Raw genomic sequence first — 23515 nt, 5'->3', positions numbered from 1 at the left:
AAAGCCTTTCCTCCAGTCTTTCCCGATCCGCACTTGGCATCCGGTGCCTCACTCGCGTCCAGCTGCGTATTCTTGTGCTCATCCCTTGCGGGTTTCCTACGCAAATTCGCCGCTTTGCTTCGCGGGTTCCTCACCGGCGCTCGCGCCGGCATCCGACTTTGCTTTGCATCGTTGGCCTCGATCAACCCGGGCCGGAGCCCTTGTCTCACTCAGCTCGCCGCTCAGCATAGCCGAGACCGTTATGTTGGTATTGGCAAGTCAAACACTTGTCGGTTTTCGCCCGAAGGCTATTTCCTAAAGCTATTGCCAGCCACCATTACGGCCTTGAACGATTGTTTTGCTTCGCATCTCTCTTAACGATCTGCTTTGCACTTGGCGTGAGCCTTGTGCGCGGCATCTCTCGAGAGCTGCGTGGACAGCTACAATCATATCTTTGTTCCAATAAATCATTCATGAAATCAGGTCCTTGCGGTCCCTTTTTCGAAAGCTTTATCGTCCCGAAGACATGTTGAAATTGCGCTTCACCGGGGTTTTTCGCAAGGTGTGCAAGAGCGACTTATCCACTTTTGCCAAGATCACTTGTGGACGGCGGTGGACAACTCAACATTTTGTCGCATCTTCTTCGGAAAGGCACTGACTACTGATCGGACAGCCAGTGGGTGCCGGTTCTATTCATTAAGTGCCGGTTTAGAAATGTTGCTCGTTTGGGCAATACGCCGTCCCGACTCGCGAAAGCTGCAGTGCGCCATCGGGTTTGCTCTTTATCCTGCGCGCCTACCTGTCCCGCTGAGCGAGCAGCTTGAGCCGCAGAGCGTTCAGCTTGATAAAGCCTTCCGCATCTTGCTGGTCATAGGCGCCGGCATCGTCCTCAAAGGTCACATGCGCTTCGGAATAGAGCGAATGGGGCGACTTGCGGCCCACAACGCTTGCAAGACCCTTGTAAAGTTTCAGACGCACGGTCCCGGTCACTTTCTCTTGGGAAAGGTCAATCGCCGCCTGCAACATCTCACGTTCAGGCGAATACCAGAAGCCGTTGTAGATGAGTTCGGCATACTTCGGCATCAGCTCGTCTTTGAGGTGCGCTGCGCCCCGGTCGAGGGTGATTTGCTCGATACCTCTATGAGCAACCGCGTAAATCTCGCCGCCCGGTGTTTCATACATGCCGCGCGATTTCATCCCGACGAAGCGGTTTTCGACAAGGTCAAGGCGGCCGATGCCGTGCGTGCGGCCAAGATCATTGAGAGCGGTAAGCAAGGTCGCAGGTGACATCGCGCCGCCATTGAGTGAGACGCCGTCACCGCGCTCAAAACCGATTTCGATGTATTCAGGGGTGTCAGGCGCGTTTTCGGGGTGATCGGTGCGCGAATAGACATAGTCCGGGGTCTCTTCCCACGGGTCCTCGAGCACTTTGCCTTCGGATGAAGTGTGGAGCAGGTTCGCATCGGTCGAAAATGGGCTTTCGCCGCGCTTATCGGTTGGAACCTTGATCTGGTGTTTCTCTGCCCACGCGATGAGAGCGGTGCGGCTGGTCAAATCCCACTCGCGCCATGGAGCAATCACCTGGATGCTGGGGTCAAGCGCATAGGCGGACAATTCAAAGCGGACCTGATCATTGCCTTTGCCGGTTGCACCGTGAGCGATGGCATCCGCACCCGTTTCATGGGCGATTTCTACCAAACGCTTGGAAATAAGCGGGCGCGCAATCGAAGTGCCGAGCAGATAGTCGCCTTCATACCGGGCGTTGGCGCGCATCATGGGAAAGACGAAATCGCGCACGAATTCTTCGCGCAGGTCTTCGATAAAGATGTGCTCGTCTGGAATGCCCATAGCGCGCGCTTTGTCGCGGGCCGGTTCGATCTCCTCGCCTTGGCCAAGGTCAGCGGTGAAGGTCACAACCTCCAGGCCGCGCTCAGTGCTCAGCCATTTGGCGATGACAGAAGTGTCGAGGCCGCCAGAGTAAGCTAGGACAACACGTTTAATTTCCGACATTTGCGAGCCTTTATTCATTAATAATCAAGAGCGCCTTCCTAAGGGAAGCTGTCTCTTAGTGCACAACTGAAAGGCCCCTTAAACTTGCAAGGGGGCAAGTGACCACCAATATTTTGTAATAGAGGCAGTAGGAGGGATCACAGTGCTGGCTATGTGGAACAAGGCACGCGGACTTGCGGAGATGACGCCGCCAGAGCGTAATCGCTGGGTCGATTTCCTTCGGGCGGTATCCATTCTCGCGGTGGTCTTTGGCCATTGGTTGATGGCGGGGCTCTATGTTGATGAGGCAGGCAGCCTGCAACGCGGCGACCTCATTGAGATATCGCAGTGGACGCACTGGCTCACCTGGGCTTTCCAAGTGATGCCGGTGTTTTTTCTTGTGGGCGGATATTCCAATTCGGTGAGCTGGGAGGGGACCTTGCGAAAGGCAGAACCCGGACAAACAGGCATTTACCGCGATTGGCTGGCTGCCCGCGTTCAGCGGCTTATTGCGCCGACGTTCCCGGTTCTGCTGGTTTGGGCGGTGATTGCAGTTATCCTCACACAAGTGGGCTTCCAGCGCGATCAGATCCGTATGGCAACCGAAGCTGCATTGATCCCTGTGTGGTTTCTTGCCGTCTATCTCCTGGTGACAGCCTGCACCCCTCTTGCCATGCGAGCGTGGAAGCGGTTCGGCTGGGCAAGCTGCGGGGTTCTGTTCCCTCTAACCGCGCTCGTCGACTGGCTGCGGTTTGAGCACGGTGTGCCCTATATCAGCTTCACCAATTTCCTTTGGGTGTTTCTCGCGATCCATCAACTGGGCTTTGCGTGGAAGGATGGGAGGTTTGACAAGCCGCTTTTCGCTTTTGCATGGTTCGTCATTGGCCTTGGCGTGCTGATCTGCGTCACAGTTTATGGGTTTTATCCCGTCTCGATGGTGTCTGCGCCCGATGGCTTCTCAAACTCACTCCCGCCGACTTTCGCGCTTTTGGCGCTTGGCCTGGTGCAAGTGGGGCTAGTGCTCGCGCTGGAGCCTGCGGGCAGGCGCATGCTCGACAATGTGCGGATATGGACAGCGACCGTGCTTATGAACGGTATGATCATGACGGTATTCCTCTGGCATCTCACAGCGTTCGTGCTGGTCATGACGTTTGTGTGGATCGCGCTTGGCGGCGTTGGTCTTGATAGCGTTCCGGGGACGAGCGAATGGTGGGCGTCGCGGCCCTTGTGGCTTGGTGTCTACATCCTTGCGACCCTGCCGTTGATCGGCCTCTTCGTGCGCCATGAGCGCACCTTTACCCCCATCAGAGGCGGGCGCACTGTGCCGCGCGCCCGCGTGGTGGCAGGCGTGCTTTTGATCTGCATCGGACTTGGCTGCACGGCCGGTATCACCATTGCGAGCCCGGAAGGCATTACAGGCCTCAGGATATGGGTGGTCGCAGCGCCTTTTGTCGGTGCAGCGCTGCTTGGGTTTGGGCCGATCTATAACTTTATCGTGCGCCGGCGGGAGAAAGCAGCCTAGCGGGCTTTAGCCTTTGAGCAGTGCCTTCTCCGCCTCGCCAATATAATCGCGCGAAAGCGGCAACGCGTGCCGGTTGCGGGTGTATTGGATCTGGAAGTTGCACATGCCGCCATACTCAAACACGGTCGCAGCGCCTGCAAGATAGAAGGTCCACATATTGAAGAAGCGCTGATCATACATTTTGATGATCTCGTCCTTGTGCTCCATGCAGTTGGCGTACCATTGGCGAATGGTCTTGGCGTAGTGCACGCGCAAGATTTCGATATCGGTTGCCATTAAGCGGTACTTTTCACTCGCGGCCATGGTCTCTGAAAGCGCCGGGATGTAACCCCCGGGAAAGATGTATTTGCGGGTAAAGGCATCGGTCATGCCCGGCGATCCCATGCGGCCTATGGTGTGGAGCAGCATGACCCCATCATCAGTGAGCAGGTTTGCGCAAGCATTAAAGAAAGTCTCGAACTGGGCCTTTCCAACATGCTCAAACATGCCGACCGAGACGATCCGGTCGAACCGTCGCCCTGCTGCGGCAAAATCGCGGTAATCGACCAGTTCGATCGAGACGCGGTCCGATACGCCCGCTTTCTCAACCCGCTCACGCGCAAGCGCGGCTTGTTCTTCCGATAGGGTAATGCCGGTTACGTGGCAGTCGTGATGTTTGGCAAGGAAGATGGACATACCGCCCCATCCGCACCCAATATCGAGCACCGTGTGACCGGGCTCAATCGCCAGTTTCGCAGCGATATGCGCAAGCTTGGCCGTCTGCGCCTCGCCCAATGTCATGTCGTCCCGCGGCCAATAGGCGCACGAATACTGCCAATGCTCTTCATCCAGCATCAGCGCATAAAGGTCATTGCCGATGTCGTAGTGATGCGCGACATTATCCTTTGATCCGATTGCATTGTTGACCTGTTCAAAGGCAAACGTCGCGCGGTTCAGGAGCTTTCGGCTAAGCTTAGGCGGCGAAATGCTCCCGCCTCTTTCCCAAGCGTTGTTGGCGCGCAGCAAAGTGACAAGCCCCATCACATCGCCTTCTTCGATGATCAGGCGGCCATCCATGAAGGCTTCGGCAGCGCCAAGCCGGGGGTCCATGATGATATCGCGCGGAACCCGCTTATCGGCGCAGCGAACAACGATCTCTGGAAAGCCAGCGGCAGCCTCGCCAAATACGCTGGAGCTGCCATCGGCAAAGACCACGCCAAGGCGGCCCTTTTTTACGCCCTTCTCAAGGAAGGAACTCAGAAGTTTCTTACTCATACACTCTCATTCGGTGACCGCCGGCCTCTTGTTATCGTGTGCCCTCAGGGAGAAGCGCACAAGTCTTTTCAAATAAGCGGCAAAAGCGCTAACTCGATTGGATCACTCTGCTGCCTCTTTAAGCCCATGGGCAAAGCGCCAGTCCGGAATATCGCCGCGCGCCCGGAGCTTTGCGCTTTCCTCCTCGAGATATTCACGCGTCATCGGAATAGCGGCCCGGTCCTTCACATACTGCAGCTGCCAATTGACCAATGTTCCATTGCGGAATGATTGCTCCGCGCCCGCAAGATAGAAGAGCCACATGCGGTAAAAGACCTCGTCATACATCTCGGTGATCTCTTCGCGGTGCATGACCGTGCGGTTGTACCATTCCTGAAGCGTGTGGCTGTAATGGAAGCGCATGGCCTCTACATCCATCACCTGCCAGCCGTTCTTTTCGCTTTCGGTGACAAGCTCGGAAAGGGCGGGGATATATCCGCCGGGGAAGATGTATTTGCGGGTCCAGGCGTCGGTGTATCCCGGCGCGCCGCTGCGGCCGCAGCAATGCGAAATCATCACGCCGTCGCTTTTAAGCAATCGGTTGGTGTGCTCAAAGAATTGCGGATAGTGGATGGTGCCAACGTGTTCGAGCAGGCCAACAGATGAGATGCGGTCAAACTGCCCCTCAACATCGCGGTAATCGCACAGCTCAAACTTGACTTTGTCATCAACGCCAAGCTCCTTCGCACGCTCATTCGAGAATGCGATTTGATCAGGTGCCAACGCCACGCCCAAGACTTCGCAATCGTACATTTTGTTGAGGTAAAGCGCGAAACCGCCCCAGCCGCAGCCAATATCGAGCACCCGCATAGGCTTGCCGCCATTGTCCTCTGGCCGCTTTAAGAACATCTTGGCGGCAAGGTGCGCCTTCTTGTCCATTTGCGCCTGTTCAAGGCTTGTCTGTGTTGGATCATCCTCGCGATAATATGCCATGGTGTATTGGCGGTCTTCATCGAGAAATCGCTCATACAGCTCGCGCGTGAGGTTATATGTGTGCTCAGCGTTGGAGCGCGCTGAACTGCGCAAATTGATGCCGTCAAAAGCGGCCTTGACCTTTTGTAGCCCTTTGCGAACAGGCCCTTTGGCTTTGAGGGTTTCATCCCCCATTTGCTTTGCATTCATAGTCACGAACAAGACCATATCGCGGATATCGTGCGGCTCTTCCACCACGAGCCAGCCCCACATGAATGCCTCGCCCGCTCCCATCTGCGGATAGCGCACGATGTGCCCTGCCGCTTTCTTGTTCGTCAGCCTAATGCGGATGGGCCCCGGACGGCCCCCGATCAGCGGGTCATATTCGCCGCCGGGTCCATAAGAGTGTTCATTGCCCTCATGATCGGTGACGATCAGTTGGCCTTGCTTGATCGCTTGGTTTAGAAATTTGTCTAGCAACCACATCGTGTTCGCGGTCCCTTCTGCTGATTTTAGGGGGTGTGCCGGGAATTGTGCTACTGTGTCAATCATGTCATCAAACTTGGGCGGGGAGGGAGCGCTGTGGCAGAGAATAAGACCAAGCCAACGCAGGTGTCAGCTGAGGAATTTATCGCGGCGGTTGAACCCGCCTCGAAGCGCGAGGACGCCAAGGTTCTGGACGCGCTGTTTCGCAAAGTGACGGGCGAGAAACCGCAGATGTGGGGCCCGACAATCATCGGCTATGGCAGCTATCATTATAAGTATGAAAGCGGCCGGGAGGGCGATGCGTGCCGTTCAGGTTTTTCCCCGCGCAAGGCCAGGCATTCGCTCTATCTTATGGGCCGGTATTGCGATGAGGCGACGGGTAAAAAGGTCGACGGATTGCTCGAGAAAATGGGCAAGCACAAGACCGGTGCGTCCTGCGTTTATGTGAACAAGCTGGCTGATATTGATCTGGCGGTCCTGGAGGAAATTATCGGCGTGTGCTGGGATGCGATGAACCGGGTCTATCCTGATTAAATTCCGGCATACCACTGATAATCGCCGATATCTTCCCAAAAGCCGCCTTTGCCGCCGTATAGGTCGTCAAAACTCTCCACCGCCTCGATCGCGGTCAGATATTTGGCGTGTTTATAGCCCAGCTGCCGCTCGATCCGCACCCGTAAAGGCGCGCCGTTTTTCTCTGGCAGAGGCTCACCGTTCAGCTCATGCGCGATGATGGTTTGCGGATGATAGGCATCGACCATATCGACGCTTTCGTAATAATCGCGGTCATAAAGCACATCGGCGCAGCGAAAGACGATGAAGTTGGCCTTTTCGCTGACCTTGGCTGCATCAAGAATGCCGGACAGCTGCGGGCCCTTCCATTCGGCCACCGCGCTCCATCCCTCGACACAGTCATGCCGGGTGATCTGTGTGCGCTGGGGCAGCGCTTTAAGGTCAGCCACCGAAAGCGCGAGCGGATTTTCGACCAATCCGCGCACTTCCAGCTGCCAATCGGGAAAGCCTTGCGCAAATTGCGCGCGGTAGTTCAGAATCATCAATGCGCACTGTGCCATTGCCGCGAATATCGGGCGAGCGTTCGTCCGGGGAAAATTCGGGCGCCAATGCCTGACGAGAGGCAAGGGTACGGTGTGCCTTTCGGTGCCAATCCTCGGCGGCATCGAACAGGTTTCCCACCGCCTCAGTGTCAGCAAGCTGCGTGCATCCGGCGGCTGGCAGAGCGGCAAGCCCTGCGAGCAAAGAGCGGCGTTTTATATCAGGCATTGGAGCGAACCTCCCTCTTACCGCCGGTGATCATTCGGCCGATTTGCGTGAGCGGGCCTGACCACATGGCCATAATGAGGTGGATGAGGACAAACCCTGCAAGGCCCCATGCAACAAGGAAATGCAGCGAACGCGCGCTCTGCCGGCCTCCGAGCCCATCCGCGAGCCACGGGGCGATGACTTCAAAGCCGGGGCTTATCGCAAGGCCGGTTGCGATCATCATGGGAAGGCCCACTGCGAGCACAAGGCCGTACACGATCCTTTGCACCGCATTGTAGTCGCGGTCTTTATACGCGCCTGGCCTTGCGTGTTCCTTGGCGGCGGCAATCCAGCTGCGTGGGTGCCAATCGGTTTTCGAGGATGCCAAATCGCGCCAAAAATGGCGGTTGATAAGGCTCATCGCCCACATGATGAGAAGGCCGAGCGCGAAAACCCAAGCCGAAAGATTGTGCCAATCACGCGCCTCGGCAAGGTCATAGCGCTGAGGGATGGTCATCCATGCAGGGAAGCGTTGAACGATCAGCCAGGCATCTGAGGGATCATAACCATAATCGCCCCAATAAAGGAACCGGTGCGCGTTCGAGATATTGAGGCCCGACATAAACAGCACGATAAAGGCAATCGCATTCACCCAGTGCCAGATGCGGGTTGTCAGGGCATGGCGTTTCATATCTGTTGCCCGCGTGCCAGATAAATCACATCGCGCGGCTGGTCGAGCAGGTGCTGACCGCTGTCGATGAATAGGGTTGACCCGCTTTTGAGCGCGCCTGTGCTTAAGAACAGCGCCGCCTCCACAATCTCATCTGAGCCTGTTTTGCGCTCCAGCAGATTGAGCCGATGCGAGGTTTCGGTTTCGTTTTCGGTCTGGTCGTGGCTTGCCAAAATGGCTCCGGGCGCAATTCCATAAATGCGCGCCTTATCACCCGCTTCCATCGCAAACATTTCGATGGTGGAGGCGAGTGCGTGTTTGGACATGGTGTAGCTGAAGAAGTCGGGATTAGAGTTCTCGGTCTTCATATCGGTGATTTGCACCGCGCACAGTGGGCGCTCCCCCTTGGCGGCATCAAGGAAGGCCTGCGTCATCAGGGCAGGAGTTAGCGCGTTCACTTGCATTGCTTCCCGGTTCGTATCGGCGTCCACTTGGCCCGCACTGTCATAGCGGAAAATCGAGGCAGAGTTCACAAGGCACCGAAATCCAGGGAGCCGCGTGCACAAATCTGCAATCATCGCGGCGGCGGCCCGGTCATCGCCAAGATCGCACGACACCGTTTCAGCAGACGGCAGCGTTGCCGCTAAAGCCTCTGCTTCGTCATCAGAGGTCAGATGGTGGATCACCACATGCCATCCCGTGGAGCCAAACCCGCGCGCAATTTCCGCGCCAATGCGAGTAGCGCTTCCGGTGATGAGGACAGCTGGTTTTTGCATGCTTGTCATGGAGCAGAAAATTCTCGTCTTGCCTAGCGGGTCTTCAATGCCACAAGAGGCAGCAGGTTAGACAGGAGAGTACGTTGCCCAATTGCGATTTGGTTGATGTGTTTTGTGACGGGCCGCTTTCGGGCAACCCGCTTGGCGTGGTGCATGGCGGGGATGACCTTAGCGCTGAAGAGATGCAGGCCCTCACCAATTGGCTCGGCTTTTCAGAGACGACTTTTCTTTTGCCCCCAACCAAGGAAGGCGCGGATTACCGTGTGCGGATTTTCTATCCCGGAGGCGAATTGCCGTTCGCCGGGCATCCGACGCTGGGGTCGTGCCATTCATGGCTTGCCGCAGGCGGAAAACCGGCGCGCGGAGGGGTGGTGGTACAAGAATGCGGCATTGGCCTTGTCGAAGTGCGCGCGCAGGGCGAAAATCTCGCGTTCAAAGCTCCAGAATTGCTCAAGTACGAGCCTCTTACCGAGGAAGAGCGAGCCTTCGCTATTGCCACAACTGGCATTGATGAGGCGTCATTGGTCGAGGCGGTGCATGTGGTGAACGGCCCCAAATGGCAGCTTTTGCGGCTGAAATCGGCGGCGGATGTGCTCGCTGCAACGCCTGCTTCCAAAGCGCCATTGGGCACCGATATAGGGCTTGCTGGACCTCATAAGCCAGGCTCCGAGCGCGATTGGGAACTGCGCGCTTTCTTTGCTGATACGTTTGAAAATCTAACCGAAGACCCTGTGACCGGCAGTTTTAACGCAGGCGTCGCGATGCACCTGTTTAAGCAAGGCTTGGCGCAAGGCTCGTACCGCGCGGGGCAAGGCCGCAAGATCGGCGCAAATGGCCTCATCCTATGTGAACACGCACAATGTGAGCAGGGCGAGGGCGGCGATGTCTGGATTGGCGGCAAGTGCCAGATCGTCAGCGGCGGCGGGCAGTTAGCCTAGTCTTGCCCTCGCGCGGTCGCGCAATTTGGCCGAAAGCTGCTCCATTTCAGCAAGCTGGGCAAATTCGTCCGTAGTCGCTTTGCCAAGCAACAGAGCCCGCATGGCGCGCGAGATGGGCCATGCCTCCTCGCCGGTTTCAACCCGTTCCAAGCTATCGCCCGCTTGCACCTCTCCGGTTTCGATAACACGAAAATACCAGCCGCACCGCGCAGTCTCGAGGATATGCATCACCATTCCCTTGGCGTCTTCGGGCTGTTTACAGACGCTGGAAAAGCGGTGTTCGATTTTCCAGCAGGGTTGTCGCGGCTGGCTAATTTCGATCAGCGCGCTGCCTAGAGTAAAGCGGTCCCCAATATGAACATCGTCTTCGGTGATATTCTTTACTGACAGGTTTGAACCAAACGCACCCGGCTCATCGAGGACTTCGATATCGCCCAATCGGCCGCGCCAATAGGTGTGATGATCAAACGGATAGAGGTGCAGCGCCATATCAGGGCCGCCATGATTGGTACGGTCGGCCTGTTCATCAGGCGCAAGGCCCTCTTCGAGCACTTGAACTTTGCCCGTTTGGGGGCGCTTCACAAAAGCGCTGAGCTCTGCGCCGTTAAAGGGGCGGGCGGTGCCGGTACAGATCGCCTCGAGCTTTCGTTTCATAGTTTCCTCACTGTAGTCGCAAGCCAATTGCGCTGCGTCCCGTCGCTGCCTTTGCCTGCGAAAACGTCTTGTTGCACCGGCTCAAAACCTGCCTCTTTGTAGGCTGCGTTCAACCAATCACATGAGGGGAAATTGTGCAAACGCCCGAGCAGGTCCCGTCCATCATTTTTGGCCTCTCCCTCCCCCAATTTATAGCTCGCATAGTGATAACCGCCGGGTTTGAGCGCGCGGTGAATGCGGGCAAGCACTCCGGGTAGCTCGCCGCGCGGGCAATGGAGCAGGCAAGCATGGGCCCAAACCGCGTCAAATTCAGCATCTGCTTCAAGTTCATCGAACCGCATCAACCGGGCGTTGACGCTGTGACGCTCATTGGCCTTGGCAACCATCGCCGGAATGCCGTCGGTTGCATCAAGATCAAAGCCGCGTTCCAATATGCGGGCCGCATCGCGCCCGGCGCCGCAACCAAGCTCCATGACCTTTGCGCCTTCGCAAAGGCTGTCGAGGAACCGATCCAAATGGCGCGAGTGGCTGATCCCGGGGCTTAAGGAAAAATGGGGCGCACGCGATTGATAAAAATCATAGGTGGCAGGGTCGATATTTTGCTTCACGCCAATGTCTGCTTGTTGCTCCACTCGGTGCGCTCGGTTGTTGCACGGCATGACGCAAAGCAAAAGCCCGGCGCGTTAATCTGCGCCGGGCTTTCGAATTCTAGGATGGAAGGCTCAATAGCCTTTGTGATTGCGAGAGAACTTGCCTTTTACGCCGTGGCTGCCTTTCTTGATGTGGTCTCCGCCGTGATGCTTGTCGTGCAAAACATGCTGGTTGTGATCGTGAAGTTTCTTGTCGTGGTGCAACCTGTCGTGATGGCGGAAGCTCTTTTTCTTAACAAAGCCGTGACGGCTACCGAACTTGCCATGACGACGGCCAAATCCTCGGTGACTGCGTCCACGAAATCCGCGGCGGAAACTGCGGCGTTGGCCAAGATTTTGGGTGTCTTCCAAAATGTCTTGTGAGCCGTCTGAGAAAATTTCAGAAGATACAGAGTAATTCTGATCGGTTGGGGTAACATCTACTGCTGCAATAGCTGGGGCGCTGAACAATACTGCTGCAGATGCGATCATAAGGGACAAAGTCTTTTTCATAATATTTCCTATCGTGGTATGTCTGTTTGGGTAAGTCTGTTTGGTGTCACGATAAGCAGTTCGCCGTTTGGGCGGCAGCTGTTACAGAAAAGTGATTGCATAAAACGCAACAAGTGTTCGGTTGGCGCCATATGAGGCCCAAAATTGCACAATCTTAGGGAGAATTCAGGGGGTTGCCGGGTAACAACGGTTGTTGCAGATTGGACGCTGGCCGCCTCGGCTTCACCCTCATCCGCTTCCCAACCTCGCGCCTACTGGTCTCGCGCTTCCCGGTCTCTTTGAGCTCTGCTCTTCTTTTGCGCCGCCGTTTTGAGCTGGCCGCAGGCTGCGTCAATATCGCGGCCGCGCGGGGTGCGCACCGGCGCGCTGATCCCGCCTTCGAAGACGATATCGCTAAATGATTTGATGCGCTCTGGTGTGGAGCACTCATATTGCGCGCCCGGCCAAGGGTTGAAGGGTATCAAGTTCACTTTCGCAGGCAGAGCAAACTTTTTGAGAAGACGCACCAATTCATGCGCGTCCTCGTCGCTGTCGTTTTTGTCCTTCAGCATCACATATTCAAATGTGATGCGCCGCGCGTTGGAGGCTCCGGGATAATCGGCACAGGCCTGAAGCAGGTCTTCGAGGCCGTATTTCTTGTTAAGCGGCACGATTTCGTCGCGCACTTCCTTGGTCACAGCATGCAGAGACACCGCGAGGTTCACGCCAATTTCCTCGCCGCACCGCTCCATCGCAGGGATAACGCCGCTGGTGGACAGGGTGATGCGGCGTTTGGACAGGGCAAGACCGTCGCCGTCCATAACCAGCTTCAATGCGTCGCGAACATAGTCGAAATTGTACAGGGGTTCGCCCATGCCCATCATCACGATATTGGTGAGCAGGCGTCCGTCAGATGTGTAGTGCCCGCTGTCTTCATCGCCATCGAGCCCGTCCATGACGCCCTTGGGCCATTCCCCCAAGGCATCACGCGCGAGCATGACTTGGCCGACAATCTCGCCTGGAGTGAGGTTGCGAACAAGGCGCATGGTGCCTGTGTGGCAGAAGGTGCAATTGAGGGTGCACCCGACTTGTGAGGACACACAAAGCGTGCCCCTGTCCGCATCGGGGATAAACACCATCTCAAAGTCATGGCCATCGTCAGTCTGGAGCAGCCATTTGCGCGTCCCGTCTGTGGAATGCTGGGCCTCGACCACATTGGGGCGCCCAATGACAAACCGTTCGCTCAGCCATGGGCGCATGGTCTTGGAAATGTCAGTCATCGCGTCAAAATCGGTGACGCCGCGGTGATAGAGCCAGTGGTAAACCTGCTTCGAGCGCAATTTGGCTTGGCGCGTATCGAGCCCAGCCTCTTCGAAAATCTCACGAATACGCGGGCGCGCAACGCCCATAAGGTCAATACGTCCATCAGCGCGCGGCGTGATGTCACGCGCAACGGGAACCGGGTTCACTTGGCCCGGAATGGTCATGAGGTTTGTGTCTGCCATGGCTAGGCCTGCGCATATAAGAGCGTGTGCGGGGTTTGTCAGCCCTTAGCCGCGTTGAGCACATCCCACCACGCTTGCATCCATTGCGGTGGCGGCGCCTGCGAGGGAGTAGCGGTCAGAGAAACGCGCACCATTGCTGCCCCGTGCCGCTACAGTCATGCGGGGGGCGGACCGCATTGCAGCGATAATGGCGGCGTCCATGCTGCTGTCCTTGGCCCAGGCGTTTCGGCCCTTTGCGACCAGCTCAAATTCAGCCTCGCCTATGGTGAGTTTGGCTTCGGCCTTTTCGCCAGCCGCTCGTGAGAGGCGAATATGGACCTGTCCGCGAAGACCTTGGCCCGGCCATGTGGCAATCGTAGCGTAGGGGCCTGCCGGTCTCGAGCGCGGCTTGGCAATGGCATAGCAGCGCGCGGGGCTGTCATCGCGAAAGGCTGCCCAATTGGAATAAACGCCGAGACTGTCGCGCGCCGTAGCGGGGGCGGCGAGGGCCAACAGGGCGATGAACGCAAGGAGGGGCAGGGCGGCTTTACTCATAGTGAACCGCCATCACTTCCCATTCTTTGAGCCCGCCGGGAAGCTTTACCGTTCTGCAATCCCCGACGACCGCGCCTTTGAGCGCTTTCGCGATTGGAGAGGACCACCCAATGCGGCCCTTTCCAGCGTCTTGTTCATCATCGCCAACGATCTCGACATGCATTCGTTCATCGTCTTCATCGGCAAGTTCAACTTTCGCGCCAAAAAACACGCGCCCCTTATCAGGCTGCTCGGATGGCTTCACCACGCGGCACGCCTTCATTCGGCGCGAGAGATAGGCAAGCTCGCGGTCGATCTCGCGCATCCGCTTGCGGCCATAAAGATAGTCGCCATTCTCTGAGCGGTCGCCATTGCCCGCCGCCCAAGAGACGATCTCGACAATTTCGGGGCGCTCTTTGCCCAGCAAATGGTCATAGCGCGCCTTTAGATGCGCCATTCCCTGCGGCGTAATGGGCGGACCTAAAGGCTTGCTCATCAGGGGAGGAAGCGGTCGACCGTGCGCGGCAATCCGGCCTGCTCAGGGTACATATGCGAATATGTCACCGCATTGCCGATCACGCGCATGACGTAATAGCGGGTTTCGAAATTGGCCGGAATCTTCTCGATCCATTCGACCCAGTCAATGCCGCCATTACGCGGATCACCGTTCAAACGCACCCATTGGCGCACGCGTCCGGGACCAGCGTTATAGCTTGCAATGGCGAGCGGATATGCACCGCGATACAGGCTCATCCGCCGGGCATAATGCGCATCACCCAAAGTTATATTATAGAGCGGGTCTTCCGTAAGGCTCGCGCTCATATATTGGATGCCCAGAATGCCCGCCTCTTCGCGCGCAGTGCTGCGCAAAAGCTGCATCATACCGATAGCATTGGCGTGGCTTTTGCGGGTGCGGTCAAATTCGCTTTCTTGGCGCGCGATGGCGTGAACCATGGTCCAATCATTGACGCGCGGTGTTGGCACGATGGGAAAGCCAGCGCGTTCAACCCCCTTGATGCCGGTCGCACCCGCTTCCATGCCGAGGACCACGGCCATTTCGGGCAAGTTCGTTTGCGCTGCAAGCTCAGCATAGGCGGCGACATCCTCGGGGGTCTTTGCGCTTGCTCCGATCGCTTGGAAGAAACGGCGCTCGGTTTGCCATTTCTGACGGTTGCTGGCGATGGAACGGATCGCTTTGACAAGAGGGCGCGCCTCAAATTCGGCGCGTGCGGCCGCATCCATCTCAACCTGCGGAAGCTGGGCAAAAGCCGGCATTGGGCGGCCCAAGGCTTCTAAAGCGAGCTGGCCATAATAGTAATGCGGATATTCCGCCGCTTTCTCAAAATAGCGGTTTGCATCGGCACTAAGACCTGCTGCACGCGCCGCGCGGCCTGCCCAGAAATAGCCTTTTGACTTGGTCAAAGGTGTGCGCGCTGCATCGCCGTAGCGATAAAAAAACGGGGCAGCGGCTCCGCCATCACTTTGACGCCATAGCGCGTTGGTGCCCCTTTCCACATCAGATCAGTGTAGCGATCACGCAGGCGGAAGCTGCCTTTGGAAATGTCGGTCCCCGGCGCAAACAGATCGTCGATCTTGCTGGCGAGCCGAACTGTGTCAGAGATATTGGCCGCTTTCGCAGCCGTCAGCATGACGCCCACAAGTTCCTCTGCATTGAAAGCAGGGGAGGCAAAAACGGGGCGGTTTTTCAGAAGGTTGATCGCGCTCGTTCGGTCGCCGCGTTTCATGTAATAATCGGCAAGGTTGTACACATACCCTGCATTATTCATCGCGCCGTTGGGCACACTAAGGCCTGCGGCAGAAGGCGTTGAGCCTCGAACAAGAGCCAACCGTGCCAGAGCCATATCGCGCTGTGAAGGGTCAAGGTTAATAAGGTTGCGTTCGGTCGCTTCTGCCTCGCCCTGCCAAAGCAGAGCGTCGACGCGCGCCGCATGGTCCTCGGGAGTAAAACGCGAGCCGAACAGGCCGGTCAGATACGCTTCTGTTGGCCCCGACATCTCGCCGCCGCGCCATGCCTCGCGGGCAACGTCAAAGGCGTCCGTTCGCTGAGCGCCCGCAAGCGCCAAAGCATAACGCGCCCGCGCCGGGTTGGAGAGCGGGGCGTGCGTATCAAAGAAAGCCAGAATCTCGCTTTGCGAAGCGGCTTCTTCGTCGAGCCGCCCCTCAGCCTTGCGGCGGATAATCTCCATCCGCGGAAAATCAGGATATTTGAGAGCAAACCCTGCATAGGTGGCAAAAGAGTAAGTGCCCTGTCCCTGCAATTGCTCCCACCGCCGAATCGCAGCGCCTGCAAATTGCGGCTGCGAGGCGACCATATTGCCCCCTCTTTCAGAAGTCCCCATTTGCGCGCAGGCGGGGGCTGATAATGCTCCCACTGAGCCCGCAGCCAAGGCAGCCAAAACGAAGGGTGAAGTAAGCAAATTTCTGACCATGCTGGACATTGTGCCGATGGGCTCCTTAGTAGGCGCTGAACGAGAGAGGGCGCACGGCCTTCTTTCGAGAGTAATGACCAAAGAATCAATACAGGATGATTAGCAATGTTCAGCGGCTCCATTCCCGCTCTAGCGACTCCTTTTCGCGACGGATCGTTTGACGAGAGCGCTTTTCGCAAACTCGTTGATTGGCAGATCGAAAACGGTTCGTCGGCGCTTGTGCCATGCGGGACGACAGGTGAGGCCTCAACTCTCTCCAATGCGGAGCATCACCGCGTCATCGAGGTTTGCATTGAGCAGGCTGCGGGCCGTGTGCCGGTGATCGCAGGGTGCGGGTCGAACGATACACGCAACGCAGCGCTGCATATGAACTTTGCGAAGAAAGCGGGCGCAGCAGCGGGGCTTTGCGTTGCACCCTACTACAACCGGCCCAGTCAGGCCGGATTGATGGCGCATTTTGGCTATCTCGCTGAGAAATCCGATCTGCCGATAGTGCTCTACAACGTGCCCAGCCGCACTGTCACAGATATCGAAGATGAAACGGTGGTGGAACTTGTCAAAAAGTACCCCGACCAAATCGTCGCGATTAAAGATGCAAGCGGCGATCTGAGCCGTGTTGCCGATCACCGCATGGGCATTGGCCGCGATTTTTGTCAGTTGTCGGGCAATGACGAATTGTGGCTTCCGCATAACGCAGCAGGGGGCAGGGGAGCGATTTCGGTGACCGCCAATGTTGCACCAGCCCTGTGTGCAGAATTCCAAGAGGCGATCAACAACAACGAACTGAAGCGCGCGCGCGAGCTTAACGACCGGCTCTTCCCGCTGCATTACGCGATGTTCTCAGATGCCTCGCCGGCTCCGGTGAAATATGCTCTAAGCAGGGTGCAGGAATGGTTCTCGCCCAGCGTGCGCCTGCCCATTGTCGAGGCGTCGCAAGCGTCGCGCGAAGCGGTGGATGCGGCGCTGGAGCATGCTGGATTGGTGTGAGGGGAATATGACGAAGTCGATCACAAAGACGTTCACTGGTTACTGGTTCTACTGGCTGCTTGCGCCTTGCTTGTTTGCAGCTTGGCAACTTTCGCTGACACCGGAAGCTTTCGCAAATCCAGTAGCGACTGAGCGGGTGTACCTGGCCGATTTTGCGCTGATTTTGCCGCTGTTGTACTTTGCATATCTTCGCTCCCGCGTGACACTCAAGGCCGCGATTTTGCGCTCGCTTGCGCTGGCCGCTGCTGGGATCAGTTACGCGGCCTGGTTGATGCCTGAGGGCACAGGGCAAGTCCTGCCGTTTCTGAGCTGGCTGCGATGGACAGCACTTCCCCTTGTCATTGCGATAGAGGCGGCCGCCTTTGTGGCGCTGCTACGCTATCTCTATGGGTCTGAGCCCAAGGAAGCCGAACTTGTCGCCCAAGGCATGCCGCCGATTGTGGTGAAATTGCTTTTGATGGAAGCACGATTTTGGAAGCGTGTATTTCGCGTCCTGACAGGAAGACACGACTAGTCTGCGTGGACAAATATATGATGCGCGCCTATCTGACCCATCACCATGGCCCGTCCCAAACCCGAAACCTTTGATAAGCTTAAAACCGTCGCCGAGAACCGGCGTGCACGGTACGATTTTCATATCGAGGACAAGTTTGAGGCAGGGCTCGCGCTGCAAGGCACTGAGGTGAAAGCGCTGCGGGCAGGGCAGGCGACCATTGCGGAAAGCTATGCCGAGGTGCGCGACGGCGAGGTTTGGCTCGTTAATGCGAACCTGCCTGAATACAGCCACGGCAATCGCCAGAACCACGAACCCAAACGCCCGCGCAAATTGCTGCTGAATGCGCGCGAGATCAACAAGCTGTTTGGCGCGGTTGAGCGCAAGGGCATGACTTTGGTGCCATTGTCGATCTATTTTAATCGGACGGGCCGCGCCAAAGTGGAACTGGCGCTCGCCAAGGGTAAGCAAGCCCATGACAAGCGCGCCAGCGTCAAAGAGCGTGATTGGAAACGGGACAAAGCGCGGCTCATGCGTGAGCGTTCTTAAGCGTTTATGGCTTAGGTGTTTGGAGTCAGGTAGGTCCAAGAGTTATGAGCGGCACCTTCCAAAAGACGTAAAATTATCATTATTTGGGTTCACCCATTGGTCAGACACACCGTGCTACCCATATACTGATCATGGAGGCAGCGATTCATCTTTTTCAGCTCAGCTTTGACGCAGACTTGACTGCGCAAAAGAAGCAGGCTGCTTAATGGGTGCTCAGCCGCGATCTGCTCCGGGTTTCTTCCCCAATCCATGGGTTTGGATGACCCACAGATTGAGCCGCACTATGCCTAGCCGGGAGGCGATGGCGAAAAACAGATATCTCGCTCCCATTGCGCACCGTTTCTTAAACCCGGAACTCTGGCGATTCACGCGGCGTTCGGTTCCGCGCGGTGTCGCGCTTGGGCTTTTTGCTGCTTTCATTATTCCAGTGGGACAGATTTTCCTCGCAGCGTTCCTCGCATGGCCAGCGCGCGCCAATGTGCCGCTTGCAGCTGCTGTCACCTTTGTGACCAACCCGTTCACCATTGCCTTTTGGGCGGTGGTCGCAAACCGCGTGGGGAATTTCATCCTGCGCATTGATAAAACGGCCACTGAAATGGTCATGGCGCAGGCCGGTGACAATGTGTGGTGGGACTATATCGTCGACGCATTCCAAGTGGCCGGTGTCACGGTTGTAGGCTTTTTCGTCCTCGCCGTTGTCACATCTTCGGTCGGGTATCTCGCCGCTAGCGGTATCTGGCGCGTCATTGTTGCGCGCAAAGTCGCACGCAAACGGGCAAAACACACCGTTTCGGCAGCGCTACCCCTCGACCAGACACATGGGCCGAACTAATAGTCTAAGCTAGGATACGCAAAGCTAGGCACCGCTTGGCACATTGCGCGAGAAGTGAGGCGATTGGGACATTGGCCGGCATGTCGTCAAAAAATGGCATTGAGCTCGCGGGCGGACACAGCTTCGCAGGCGCTTGGCCTGCGGGCAGGCCAAACCTATTGCTGATTGCTGGCGTAGGGCTCGCACTTCTGGTGAGCGCTGGCCTGCTGTTCGCAGCAACCTCGAGCGCGGTCATGACAGGCGCGTATATCGGCGGGCTCATTGTCCTTTTGCTCGGCGCTTTGGCAGCAGAACGCTTTGCCAGATTCCCGGCCAAGACCGAAATTGCCGCGCCCGATTGGTCCGTCACTCTCGCTGCGATTGAGGCAAAGGATGCAAGCTCCGGGGCTGCCATTGCGATCACTGACCGTGCCAATCGGCTGGTGTGCGCAAACCAGAGCTATATTCAAGCATTCGGCACTGAAAGCGCGCCGCCTGCGCTGAATGCTGAGCGTCCGGCTCTTGAGGCGCTGAACCGTGCAGCGCGAACTGCGTGGCGTGACGGCGATAGCGTGATCGACGAGCTTGACGATATTCAACTGCGTCAGTGGAAGGTGACTGCGGTGCGCGCCGGGCGGGGCGAGGATCACCTCATCTGGCGCTTTGAACGCATGCTTGCCCCCTCCGCCGGAGAAGCGCTCCAAATGGACCTTACCGGCACCTTCGGAGCATTGCTCAGCCGCGCTGGGATCGAGGCTGCGATCACGATCGGTGATGGCACAATTCGGAGCGTCGGCTCGGGCTTTGCGGAAAGAGCGGTGGGCGATGCTTCGGCGACATTGGTGGGACAATCACTTGTCTCATACCTTCGCGCCGACGAACGCGAACGCATCTTTTTCGCGCGCGAGGGCCGCAGCGGGACGCCGCAAACCTTGATAGATGTGCCCTTGTCAGAGCCGGGCCTGGCAGGCGCGCCGCCTTCTCCAGAAGATGGGGCGACACTGATGCTTTTGGTCGATAGCGGGGTCGGAGTTGGCAGCGGCTGGGACGGAACGGCGCAGGCGGGCGTGGCTCAGCTTGAGGCATTGCTTGCGCAATTGCCATTGGGTCTTGCGATGACAGACCGCGATGGGCGTTTCCTGTTTGGAAATGAGGCGTTTCTGCGCTCTGTCGGCAAAGCCGCTGGCGAGCTTCCCGCATTCCCTACCGATCTTGTGGTGCGCGAAGATAAAACGCCGCTGTCTGACGCGGTGCGCCGCTATGGCAGAGGCCCTGCGAGCCGCGGCGATATGGCCGTGCGGCTAAGCTCGCAGCCTGAAGAACCGGTGTCACTGGGCCTAGCCGGTGTGCGCGGTCTTGGCGAGGCGGCGGTTCTGCTTAGCCTTGCGGACAGCTCCGAAGAGACAGAGCTCAAACGGCAGGTCGCACAGGCCACCAAAATGCAGGCGGTAGGTCAATTGGCGGGCGGCGTCGCGCATGATTTCAACAACGTGCTGACCGCGATCATCGGGACATGCGACCTGATGCTGCTGCGCCATACGCCGGGCGACAGCGATTATGACGATATTCAGCAGATACGCGCCAACTCCAACCGTGCGGCCTCGCTCACGCGCCAATTGCTCGCATTCTCACGCCAGCAAACTCTGCGACCTGAAATCCTGCAACTGCCTGATGTAGTGAGCGAAGTCGGCCCGCTGATCAAACGATTGCTGGGCGAGAAGATTGATTATTATGTTCAGCACGACCGCAATCTGGGCCCTGTGCGCGCTGACCCTCAGCAGCTTGAGCAGGTGATCATGAACCTTGCCGTCAATGCGCGCGATGCAATCAATACGAAGGGTGCACATGGCCGCACGCGCAAGGAGGCGGTGAACGGGCGCATTTCGCTTCTCACACGAAGCATCAAGTCGCAGGAAGTGGTCAAGTTTGGCAGCGAGATCCTGCCGTCCGATGACTACACGGTTCTCATTGTGCAGGATAATGGCGGCGGCATCCCTGCCGAAGTGCTGCCCAAACTGTTCGAGCCGTTCTTCACCACCAAAGAGCTGGGCAAGGGCACCGGGCTCGGGCTCTCGACGGTGTACGGCATTGTAAAGCAGTCGGGCGGTTTCGTCTTTGCCGACAATGTTATGAACGCCTCAGATCGCCCAATGGGCGCGCGCTTCACGATCTACTTCCCTGTCCACGCAGGCGAAGCGCCCCAGCGCCGGAAAGCTGCGGTTCCCGAGGCATCCTCCAATTGGTCAGCAGGCGGCAGAGTGCTTCTGGTCGAAGATGAGGACATGGTGCGCGCGGTCGCAGAGCGAGCCTTGGCGCGCGCTGGCTATCAGATCACAGCGTGCTGCGACGGCGAAGACGGGCTTGAGGCATTCGAGAAGGATGGCAGCTTTGATATCGTGGTCAGCGATGTCGTTATGCCTGGTATGGACGGACCAGCGATGGTGCGCGGGATCAGACAACTGAACCCCGATATACCGGTTCTCTTCATGTCAGGCTATGCCGAGGAATCGCTGCGCAAAGACATTGACGTACCCCAGATGCACTTTCTTCCAAAGCCGTTCAGCGTCGCCGCGATCACCGAGAAGGTAGCCCTGGTGATGCAAGAGGCTAGCGCCGCTGCAAAGGCCGAATAGGCGGGCCCCAAAAAAAGGGGTGTATCCCCTTGCCATACGTAGTCATTTCGTGTATATAATGAGGCATGACAACGAAACCTCTGACAACCGCCGCTTTCTTCCGCATGTTTCCAGACGACGAGACTTGTCTAAATCACCTGTTTGAAGTGCGCTTTGGTCAAGGGCATGAGTGCCCCAAGTGTAAGCGCGAGAGTAAGTGGCACCGCATCAAAGCTGAGCGCGCCTATTCATGTCAGTGGTGCGGCCACCACCTGCACCCAACCGTAGGCACGCCCTTTGAGAAAACACGCACACCGTTGCAACTCTGGTTCTATGCAATTCACCTATTCACCACCACTCGCCACGGTGTCAGCGCCAAGGAATTGGAACGCCAGCTAGGCGTGACCTATAAGACCGCATGGCGCATGGCTAAGCTCATCCGTGAGCATATGGCAGACGTGGACGGTGATCGCCCGATTGGCGGCCCATTCAAGAAAGTTGAAGTCGATGAAACATTCGTTGGCGGATATCGCCGCAACGGTCAGGGCGGTGCGGGCAAAGCCGTTGTCTTTGGTATGCTAGAAAAGGGCGGTGACGTGGTCACTGAAGTTGTCGCAGATCGCAAGAGCGGCACGCTGCTACCGCATATCGTAAAGAACGTCCGCCCTCACACTGAGGTCCACACAGACACCCTCGTGGCATATGGCGGTCTCGGCACTATCAATGGCTACTGGCACAAGAGCGTCAATCACAGCATCGAAGAGTACGTTTCAGACGAAGGCGCGACGGTGAACGCTATCGAGAGCTTCTGGAGCCACTTGAAGCGCTCAATTGGTGGCACCCACACTAGTGTGAGCCCCAAGTATCTGGAGCGCTACGTCAAAGAGTTTGAGTATCGCTTTAATCGTCGCAATCGTCCTGAGGCGATGTTGCCGGAGCTTCTTTCGACTTTCCGGCCATTGCCTCAACCGTCCGAGTGAGGGCGTTCAGGTCGCCGGTCTCGTCTTTATGCTCGGCGACAAACTGCTTGAGTTTGCCTTTCTCAATTGCCTCACGCAGCGTTATCAATCTGGTCACCTAAATCCATGATGTATATTTTTTGAAGTGCGCCCGCGCGATAACCCAACTTAGCTTGAACGCGCAAGATAGCCTTGTTTGCAACCGCTTCGGTGTAAGCGTTTGGAGTGACCTCAAATATAGGGTCACGCACATCAGCTGAGATAAAGCGGCCTGGATGCTCGGGGTTCTCTACGTTCAGTTTCTTGTTGTGGTGGACAATACCATCAACTCGAAGATCCATTGTCCTCAACTCAGTCACTTCAAGCTCTCCCTTCGTCCTTATAACGTCCGCTGTAGGCAGATCGACAAGCAGCGGCGGTGCCTTTGAGCCATTTAGTTTGAAGCTATTTACAGACGGTCCAATCGGCTTAATTGCCTGAATAGCTGGGTTTGAAAGCCTCTCGGTAAGCGTGAATAACTTATCACGCCACGCTGCTTGGTGCCTTAACCATTCACGCTGCGTTTCTAGCTGCTCGTTAGTTTCAATCTCACGTAGGGCGACGCGCTCTCTTGCTTCGGTTTCTCGCATCTTTTCCATCGCCTCCAAGGCAGCCTTTGCTTCGGCTTCACGCCCTCCTAGTTTTGAGAAAACCCAAGTTGCAAAATAGCTCACGGCTTCGCCCGCGCCAGTCTCCATAAGCCACCAACCCAAAGGCAGAAGTCCAGCAGCTTGAGTCAAGAAGAGAGGAAATTCAGACGAACCGACACGAGGCTCGTTTGCGTGAACTCTAAGCCTGTGCCGCTCACCACGCCTCGGCAAGCGATCTTCGCCAAGAAAAATCAGACCGTCCGAAATAATTCTCTCAAAGCCAATTAGAGATTGGCCGAGTGCTCTCATTTCTACATTATGCTGCTCAGCATCTCCACCTTGGTATTTAACTACTAGATCAGAGTCGGCCATAATTACCCCATATGCAATTCAGCAAAGCCTAGGGC

General features: G+C 57.0%; 23 protein-coding genes and 1 pseudogene. 10 read left to right on the top strand and 14 right to left on the bottom strand.

What is annotated here, in order from left to right; all coding sequences use genetic code 11:
- Nucleotides 1–774 precede the first annotated feature (774 nt).
- Nucleotides 775–1989 (bottom strand): argininosuccinate synthase, encoded by a 1215-nt coding sequence (locus AC0V60_RS07475; protein ID WP_486177862.1) that lies wholly within the window; start codon nt 1987–1989, stop codon nt 775–777.
- 151 nt (nt 1990–2140) lie between these two features.
- Here AC0V60_RS07475 and AC0V60_RS07470 point away from each other — a divergent pair, with 151 nt between their 5' ends.
- On the top strand, nt 2141–3490 hold the full coding sequence (locus AC0V60_RS07470; protein WP_486179463.1) for an acyltransferase family protein: 1350 nt from the start codon (nt 2141–2143) through the stop codon (nt 3488–3490).
- Nucleotides 3491–3496: 6 nt separating this feature from the next.
- On the opposite strand, the gene AC0V60_RS07465 is transcribed toward AC0V60_RS07470, so the two are convergent.
- On the bottom strand, nt 3497–4744 hold the full coding sequence (locus AC0V60_RS07465; protein WP_486177861.1) for a class I SAM-dependent methyltransferase: 1248 nt from the start codon (nt 4742–4744) through the stop codon (nt 3497–3499).
- A 102-nt stretch (nt 4745–4846) separates the two neighbouring features.
- Nucleotides 4847–6181, bottom strand: coding sequence for a class I SAM-dependent methyltransferase (locus AC0V60_RS07460; RefSeq protein ID WP_486177860.1), 1335 nt, complete (start codon nt 6179–6181; stop codon nt 4847–4849).
- 96 nt (nt 6182–6277) lie between these two features.
- On the opposite strand from AC0V60_RS07460, the gene AC0V60_RS07455 reads away from it, so the two are divergent.
- Nucleotides 6278–6715: a DUF1801 domain-containing protein gene (locus AC0V60_RS07455; RefSeq protein WP_486177859.1), complete on the top strand. Its 438-nt coding sequence runs from the start codon at nt 6278–6280 to the stop codon at nt 6713–6715.
- Here the strand turns inward: AC0V60_RS07455 and AC0V60_RS07450 are convergent.
- The 3 genes and pseudogenes from AC0V60_RS07450 to AC0V60_RS07440 form a co-directional block, all read right to left on the bottom strand.
- A pseudogene (locus AC0V60_RS07450) lies at nt 6712–7462 on the bottom strand (molybdopterin-dependent oxidoreductase). The gene AC0V60_RS07455 and the pseudogene AC0V60_RS07450 sit on opposite strands and share 4 nt — an antisense overlap.
- Nucleotides 7455–8132 (bottom strand): cytochrome b/b6 domain-containing protein, encoded by a 678-nt coding sequence (locus tag AC0V60_RS07445; protein WP_486177858.1) that lies wholly within the window; start codon nt 8130–8132, stop codon nt 7455–7457. The pseudogene AC0V60_RS07450 and the gene AC0V60_RS07445 overlap by 8 nt, the downstream one beginning before the upstream one ends.
- On the bottom strand, nt 8129–8896 hold the full coding sequence (locus AC0V60_RS07440) for an SDR family oxidoreductase (RefSeq protein ID WP_486177857.1): 768 nt from the start codon (nt 8894–8896) through the stop codon (nt 8129–8131). Before AC0V60_RS07440 ends, AC0V60_RS07445 begins: the two co-directional genes overlap by 4 nt.
- 74 nt (nt 8897–8970) lie before the next feature.
- Here AC0V60_RS07440 and AC0V60_RS07435 point away from each other — a divergent pair, with 74 nt between their 5' ends.
- Nucleotides 8971–9825 (top strand): PhzF family phenazine biosynthesis protein, encoded by an 855-nt coding sequence (locus tag AC0V60_RS07435; protein WP_486177856.1) that lies wholly within the window; start codon nt 8971–8973, stop codon nt 9823–9825.
- Here the strand turns inward: AC0V60_RS07435 and AC0V60_RS07430 are convergent.
- Nucleotides 9817–10479, bottom strand: coding sequence for an MOSC domain-containing protein (locus tag AC0V60_RS07430; RefSeq protein WP_486177855.1), 663 nt, complete (start codon nt 10477–10479; stop codon nt 9817–9819). The two genes, AC0V60_RS07435 and AC0V60_RS07430, sit on opposite strands and share 9 nt — an antisense overlap.
- A complete protein-coding gene (locus AC0V60_RS07425; protein WP_486177854.1) occupies nt 10476–11138 on the bottom strand; it encodes a class I SAM-dependent methyltransferase in 663 nt (220 codons plus the stop codon). The genes AC0V60_RS07430 and AC0V60_RS07425 overlap by 4 nt, the downstream gene beginning before the upstream one ends.
- Between AC0V60_RS07425 and AC0V60_RS07420 the strand changes: the two genes are divergently transcribed.
- Nucleotides 11031–11492 carry a hypothetical protein gene (locus AC0V60_RS07420; protein WP_486179524.1) on the top strand — a complete coding sequence of 154 codons (462 nt, stop codon included), beginning with the start codon at nt 11031–11033 and terminating at the stop codon, nt 11490–11492. The genes AC0V60_RS07425 and AC0V60_RS07420 overlap by 108 nt on opposite strands.
- Before the next feature lie 380 nt (nt 11493–11872).
- Here AC0V60_RS07420 and rlmN read toward each other — a convergent pair whose 3' ends face one another.
- From rlmN to AC0V60_RS07395, 5 genes are read right to left on the bottom strand one after another with little or no spacing between them, the layout of a single operon-like run.
- A complete protein-coding gene (gene rlmN / locus AC0V60_RS07415; RefSeq protein WP_486177853.1) occupies nt 11873–13105 on the bottom strand; it encodes a dual-specificity RNA methyltransferase RlmN in 1233 nt (410 codons plus the stop codon).
- A 45-nt stretch (nt 13106–13150) separates the two neighbouring features.
- A complete protein-coding gene (locus AC0V60_RS07410) occupies nt 13151–13639 on the bottom strand; it encodes an invasion associated locus B family protein (RefSeq protein ID WP_486177852.1) in 489 nt (162 codons plus the stop codon).
- Complete coding sequence (locus tag AC0V60_RS07405; RefSeq protein ID WP_486177851.1) at nt 13632–14114, bottom strand: GreA/GreB family elongation factor; 483 nt, start codon at nt 14112–14114, stop codon at nt 13632–13634. The genes AC0V60_RS07410 and AC0V60_RS07405 overlap by 8 nt, the downstream gene beginning before the upstream one ends.
- A complete protein-coding gene (locus AC0V60_RS07400) occupies nt 14114–15040 on the bottom strand; it encodes a lytic transglycosylase domain-containing protein (protein WP_486177850.1) in 927 nt (308 codons plus the stop codon). Before AC0V60_RS07400 ends, AC0V60_RS07405 begins: the two co-directional genes overlap by 1 nt.
- Nucleotides 15037–15951, bottom strand: a complete 915-nt coding sequence (locus AC0V60_RS07395; RefSeq protein WP_486177849.1) for a hypothetical protein — start codon at nt 15949–15951, stop codon at nt 15037–15039. The genes AC0V60_RS07400 and AC0V60_RS07395 overlap by 4 nt, the downstream gene beginning before the upstream one ends.
- A gap of 222 nt (nt 15952–16173) precedes the next feature.
- On the opposite strand from AC0V60_RS07395, the gene dapA reads away from it, so the two are divergent.
- The 6 genes from dapA to AC0V60_RS07365 all read left to right on the top strand — a co-directional run bounded on the left by dapA (nt 16174) and on the right by AC0V60_RS07365 (nt 22500).
- On the top strand, nt 16174–17055 hold the full coding sequence (gene dapA / locus AC0V60_RS07390) for a 4-hydroxy-tetrahydrodipicolinate synthase (RefSeq protein WP_486177848.1): 882 nt from the start codon (nt 16174–16176) through the stop codon (nt 17053–17055).
- Between the two features lie 7 nt (nt 17056–17062).
- Nucleotides 17063–17569: a hypothetical protein gene (locus AC0V60_RS07385; RefSeq protein WP_486177847.1), complete on the top strand. Its 507-nt coding sequence runs from the start codon at nt 17063–17065 to the stop codon at nt 17567–17569.
- A 45-nt stretch (nt 17570–17614) separates the two neighbouring features.
- Nucleotides 17615–18097 (top strand): SsrA-binding protein SmpB, encoded by a 483-nt coding sequence (gene smpB, locus AC0V60_RS07380; protein WP_486177846.1) that lies wholly within the window; start codon nt 17615–17617, stop codon nt 18095–18097.
- Nucleotides 18098–18380: 283 nt separating this feature from the next.
- Nucleotides 18381–18929, top strand: coding sequence for a DUF2062 domain-containing protein (locus AC0V60_RS07375; RefSeq protein ID WP_486177845.1), 549 nt, complete (start codon nt 18381–18383; stop codon nt 18927–18929).
- An 80-nt stretch (nt 18930–19009) separates the two neighbouring features.
- Nucleotides 19010–21541 (top strand): response regulator, encoded by a 2532-nt coding sequence (locus tag AC0V60_RS07370; RefSeq protein WP_486177844.1) that lies wholly within the window; start codon nt 19010–19012, stop codon nt 21539–21541.
- Between the two features lie 65 nt (nt 21542–21606).
- Nucleotides 21607–22500: an IS1595 family transposase gene (locus AC0V60_RS07365; RefSeq protein WP_486177843.1), complete on the top strand. Its 894-nt coding sequence runs from the start codon at nt 21607–21609 to the stop codon at nt 22498–22500.
- Nucleotides 22501–22571: 71 nt separating this feature from the next.
- Here AC0V60_RS07365 and AC0V60_RS07360 read toward each other — a convergent pair whose 3' ends face one another.
- A complete protein-coding gene (locus AC0V60_RS07360; protein WP_486177842.1) occupies nt 22572–23480 on the bottom strand; it encodes a DUF7946 domain-containing protein in 909 nt (302 codons plus the stop codon).
- Nucleotides 23481–23515: the final 35 nt, after the last annotated feature.

The organism is Erythrobacter sp. S259 (assembly GCF_057364965.1).
The sequence above is the reverse complement of the archived record's forward strand: the minus strand, read 5'-3'. Positions and strand labels throughout refer to the sequence as shown.

Excerpts from the sequence above, each read along its gene's own strand:
- AC0V60_RS07365 (WP_486177843.1), top strand. The coding sequence starts at position 21,607 with ATGACAACGAAACCTCTGACAACCGCCGCTTTCTTCCGCATGTTTCCA.
- AC0V60_RS07405 (WP_486177851.1), bottom strand. The coding sequence starts at position 14,114 with ATGAGCAAGCCTTTAGGTCCGCCCATTACGCCGCAGGGAATGGCGCAT.
- AC0V60_RS07360 (WP_486177842.1), bottom strand. The coding sequence starts at position 23,480 with ATGGCCGACTCTGATCTAGTAGTTAAATACCAAGGTGGAGATGCTGAG.
- AC0V60_RS07475 (WP_486177862.1), bottom strand. The coding sequence starts at position 1,989 with ATGTCGGAAATTAAACGTGTTGTCCTAGCTTACTCTGGCGGCCTCGAC.
- AC0V60_RS07430 (WP_486177855.1), bottom strand. The coding sequence starts at position 10,479 with ATGAAACGAAAGCTCGAGGCGATCTGTACCGGCACCGCCCGCCCCTTT.
- AC0V60_RS07370 (WP_486177844.1), top strand. The coding sequence starts at position 19,010 with ATGTCGTCAAAAAATGGCATTGAGCTCGCGGGCGGACACAGCTTCGCA.
- AC0V60_RS07470 (WP_486179463.1), top strand. The coding sequence starts at position 2,141 with ATGTGGAACAAGGCACGCGGACTTGCGGAGATGACGCCGCCAGAGCGT.
- AC0V60_RS07425 (WP_486177854.1), bottom strand. The coding sequence starts at position 11,138 with ATGCCGTGCAACAACCGAGCGCACCGAGTGGAGCAACAAGCAGACATT.
- AC0V60_RS07375 (WP_486177845.1), top strand. The coding sequence starts at position 18,381 with ATGCCTAGCCGGGAGGCGATGGCGAAAAACAGATATCTCGCTCCCATT.
- dapA (WP_486177848.1), top strand. The coding sequence starts at position 16,174 with ATGTTCAGCGGCTCCATTCCCGCTCTAGCGACTCCTTTTCGCGACGGA.
- AC0V60_RS07445 (WP_486177858.1), bottom strand. The coding sequence starts at position 8,132 with ATGAAACGCCATGCCCTGACAACCCGCATCTGGCACTGGGTGAATGCG.
- AC0V60_RS07385 (WP_486177847.1), top strand. The coding sequence starts at position 17,063 with ATGACGAAGTCGATCACAAAGACGTTCACTGGTTACTGGTTCTACTGG.
- rlmN (WP_486177853.1), bottom strand. The coding sequence starts at position 13,105 with ATGGCAGACACAAACCTCATGACCATTCCGGGCCAAGTGAACCCGGTT.
- AC0V60_RS07465 (WP_486177861.1), bottom strand. The coding sequence starts at position 4,744 with ATGAGTAAGAAACTTCTGAGTTCCTTCCTTGAGAAGGGCGTAAAAAAG.
- AC0V60_RS07395 (WP_486177849.1), bottom strand. The coding sequence starts at position 15,951 with ATGGTCGCCTCGCAGCCGCAATTTGCAGGCGCTGCGATTCGGCGGTGG.
- AC0V60_RS07440 (WP_486177857.1), bottom strand. The coding sequence starts at position 8,896 with ATGACAAGCATGCAAAAACCAGCTGTCCTCATCACCGGAAGCGCTACT.
- AC0V60_RS07420 (WP_486179524.1), top strand. The coding sequence starts at position 11,031 with ATGGGGCGCACGCGATTGATAAAAATCATAGGTGGCAGGGTCGATATT.
- AC0V60_RS07410 (WP_486177852.1), bottom strand. The coding sequence starts at position 13,639 with ATGAGTAAAGCCGCCCTGCCCCTCCTTGCGTTCATCGCCCTGTTGGCC.
- AC0V60_RS07460 (WP_486177860.1), bottom strand. The coding sequence starts at position 6,181 with ATGTGGTTGCTAGACAAATTTCTAAACCAAGCGATCAAGCAAGGCCAA.
- smpB (WP_486177846.1), top strand. The coding sequence starts at position 17,615 with ATGGCCCGTCCCAAACCCGAAACCTTTGATAAGCTTAAAACCGTCGCC.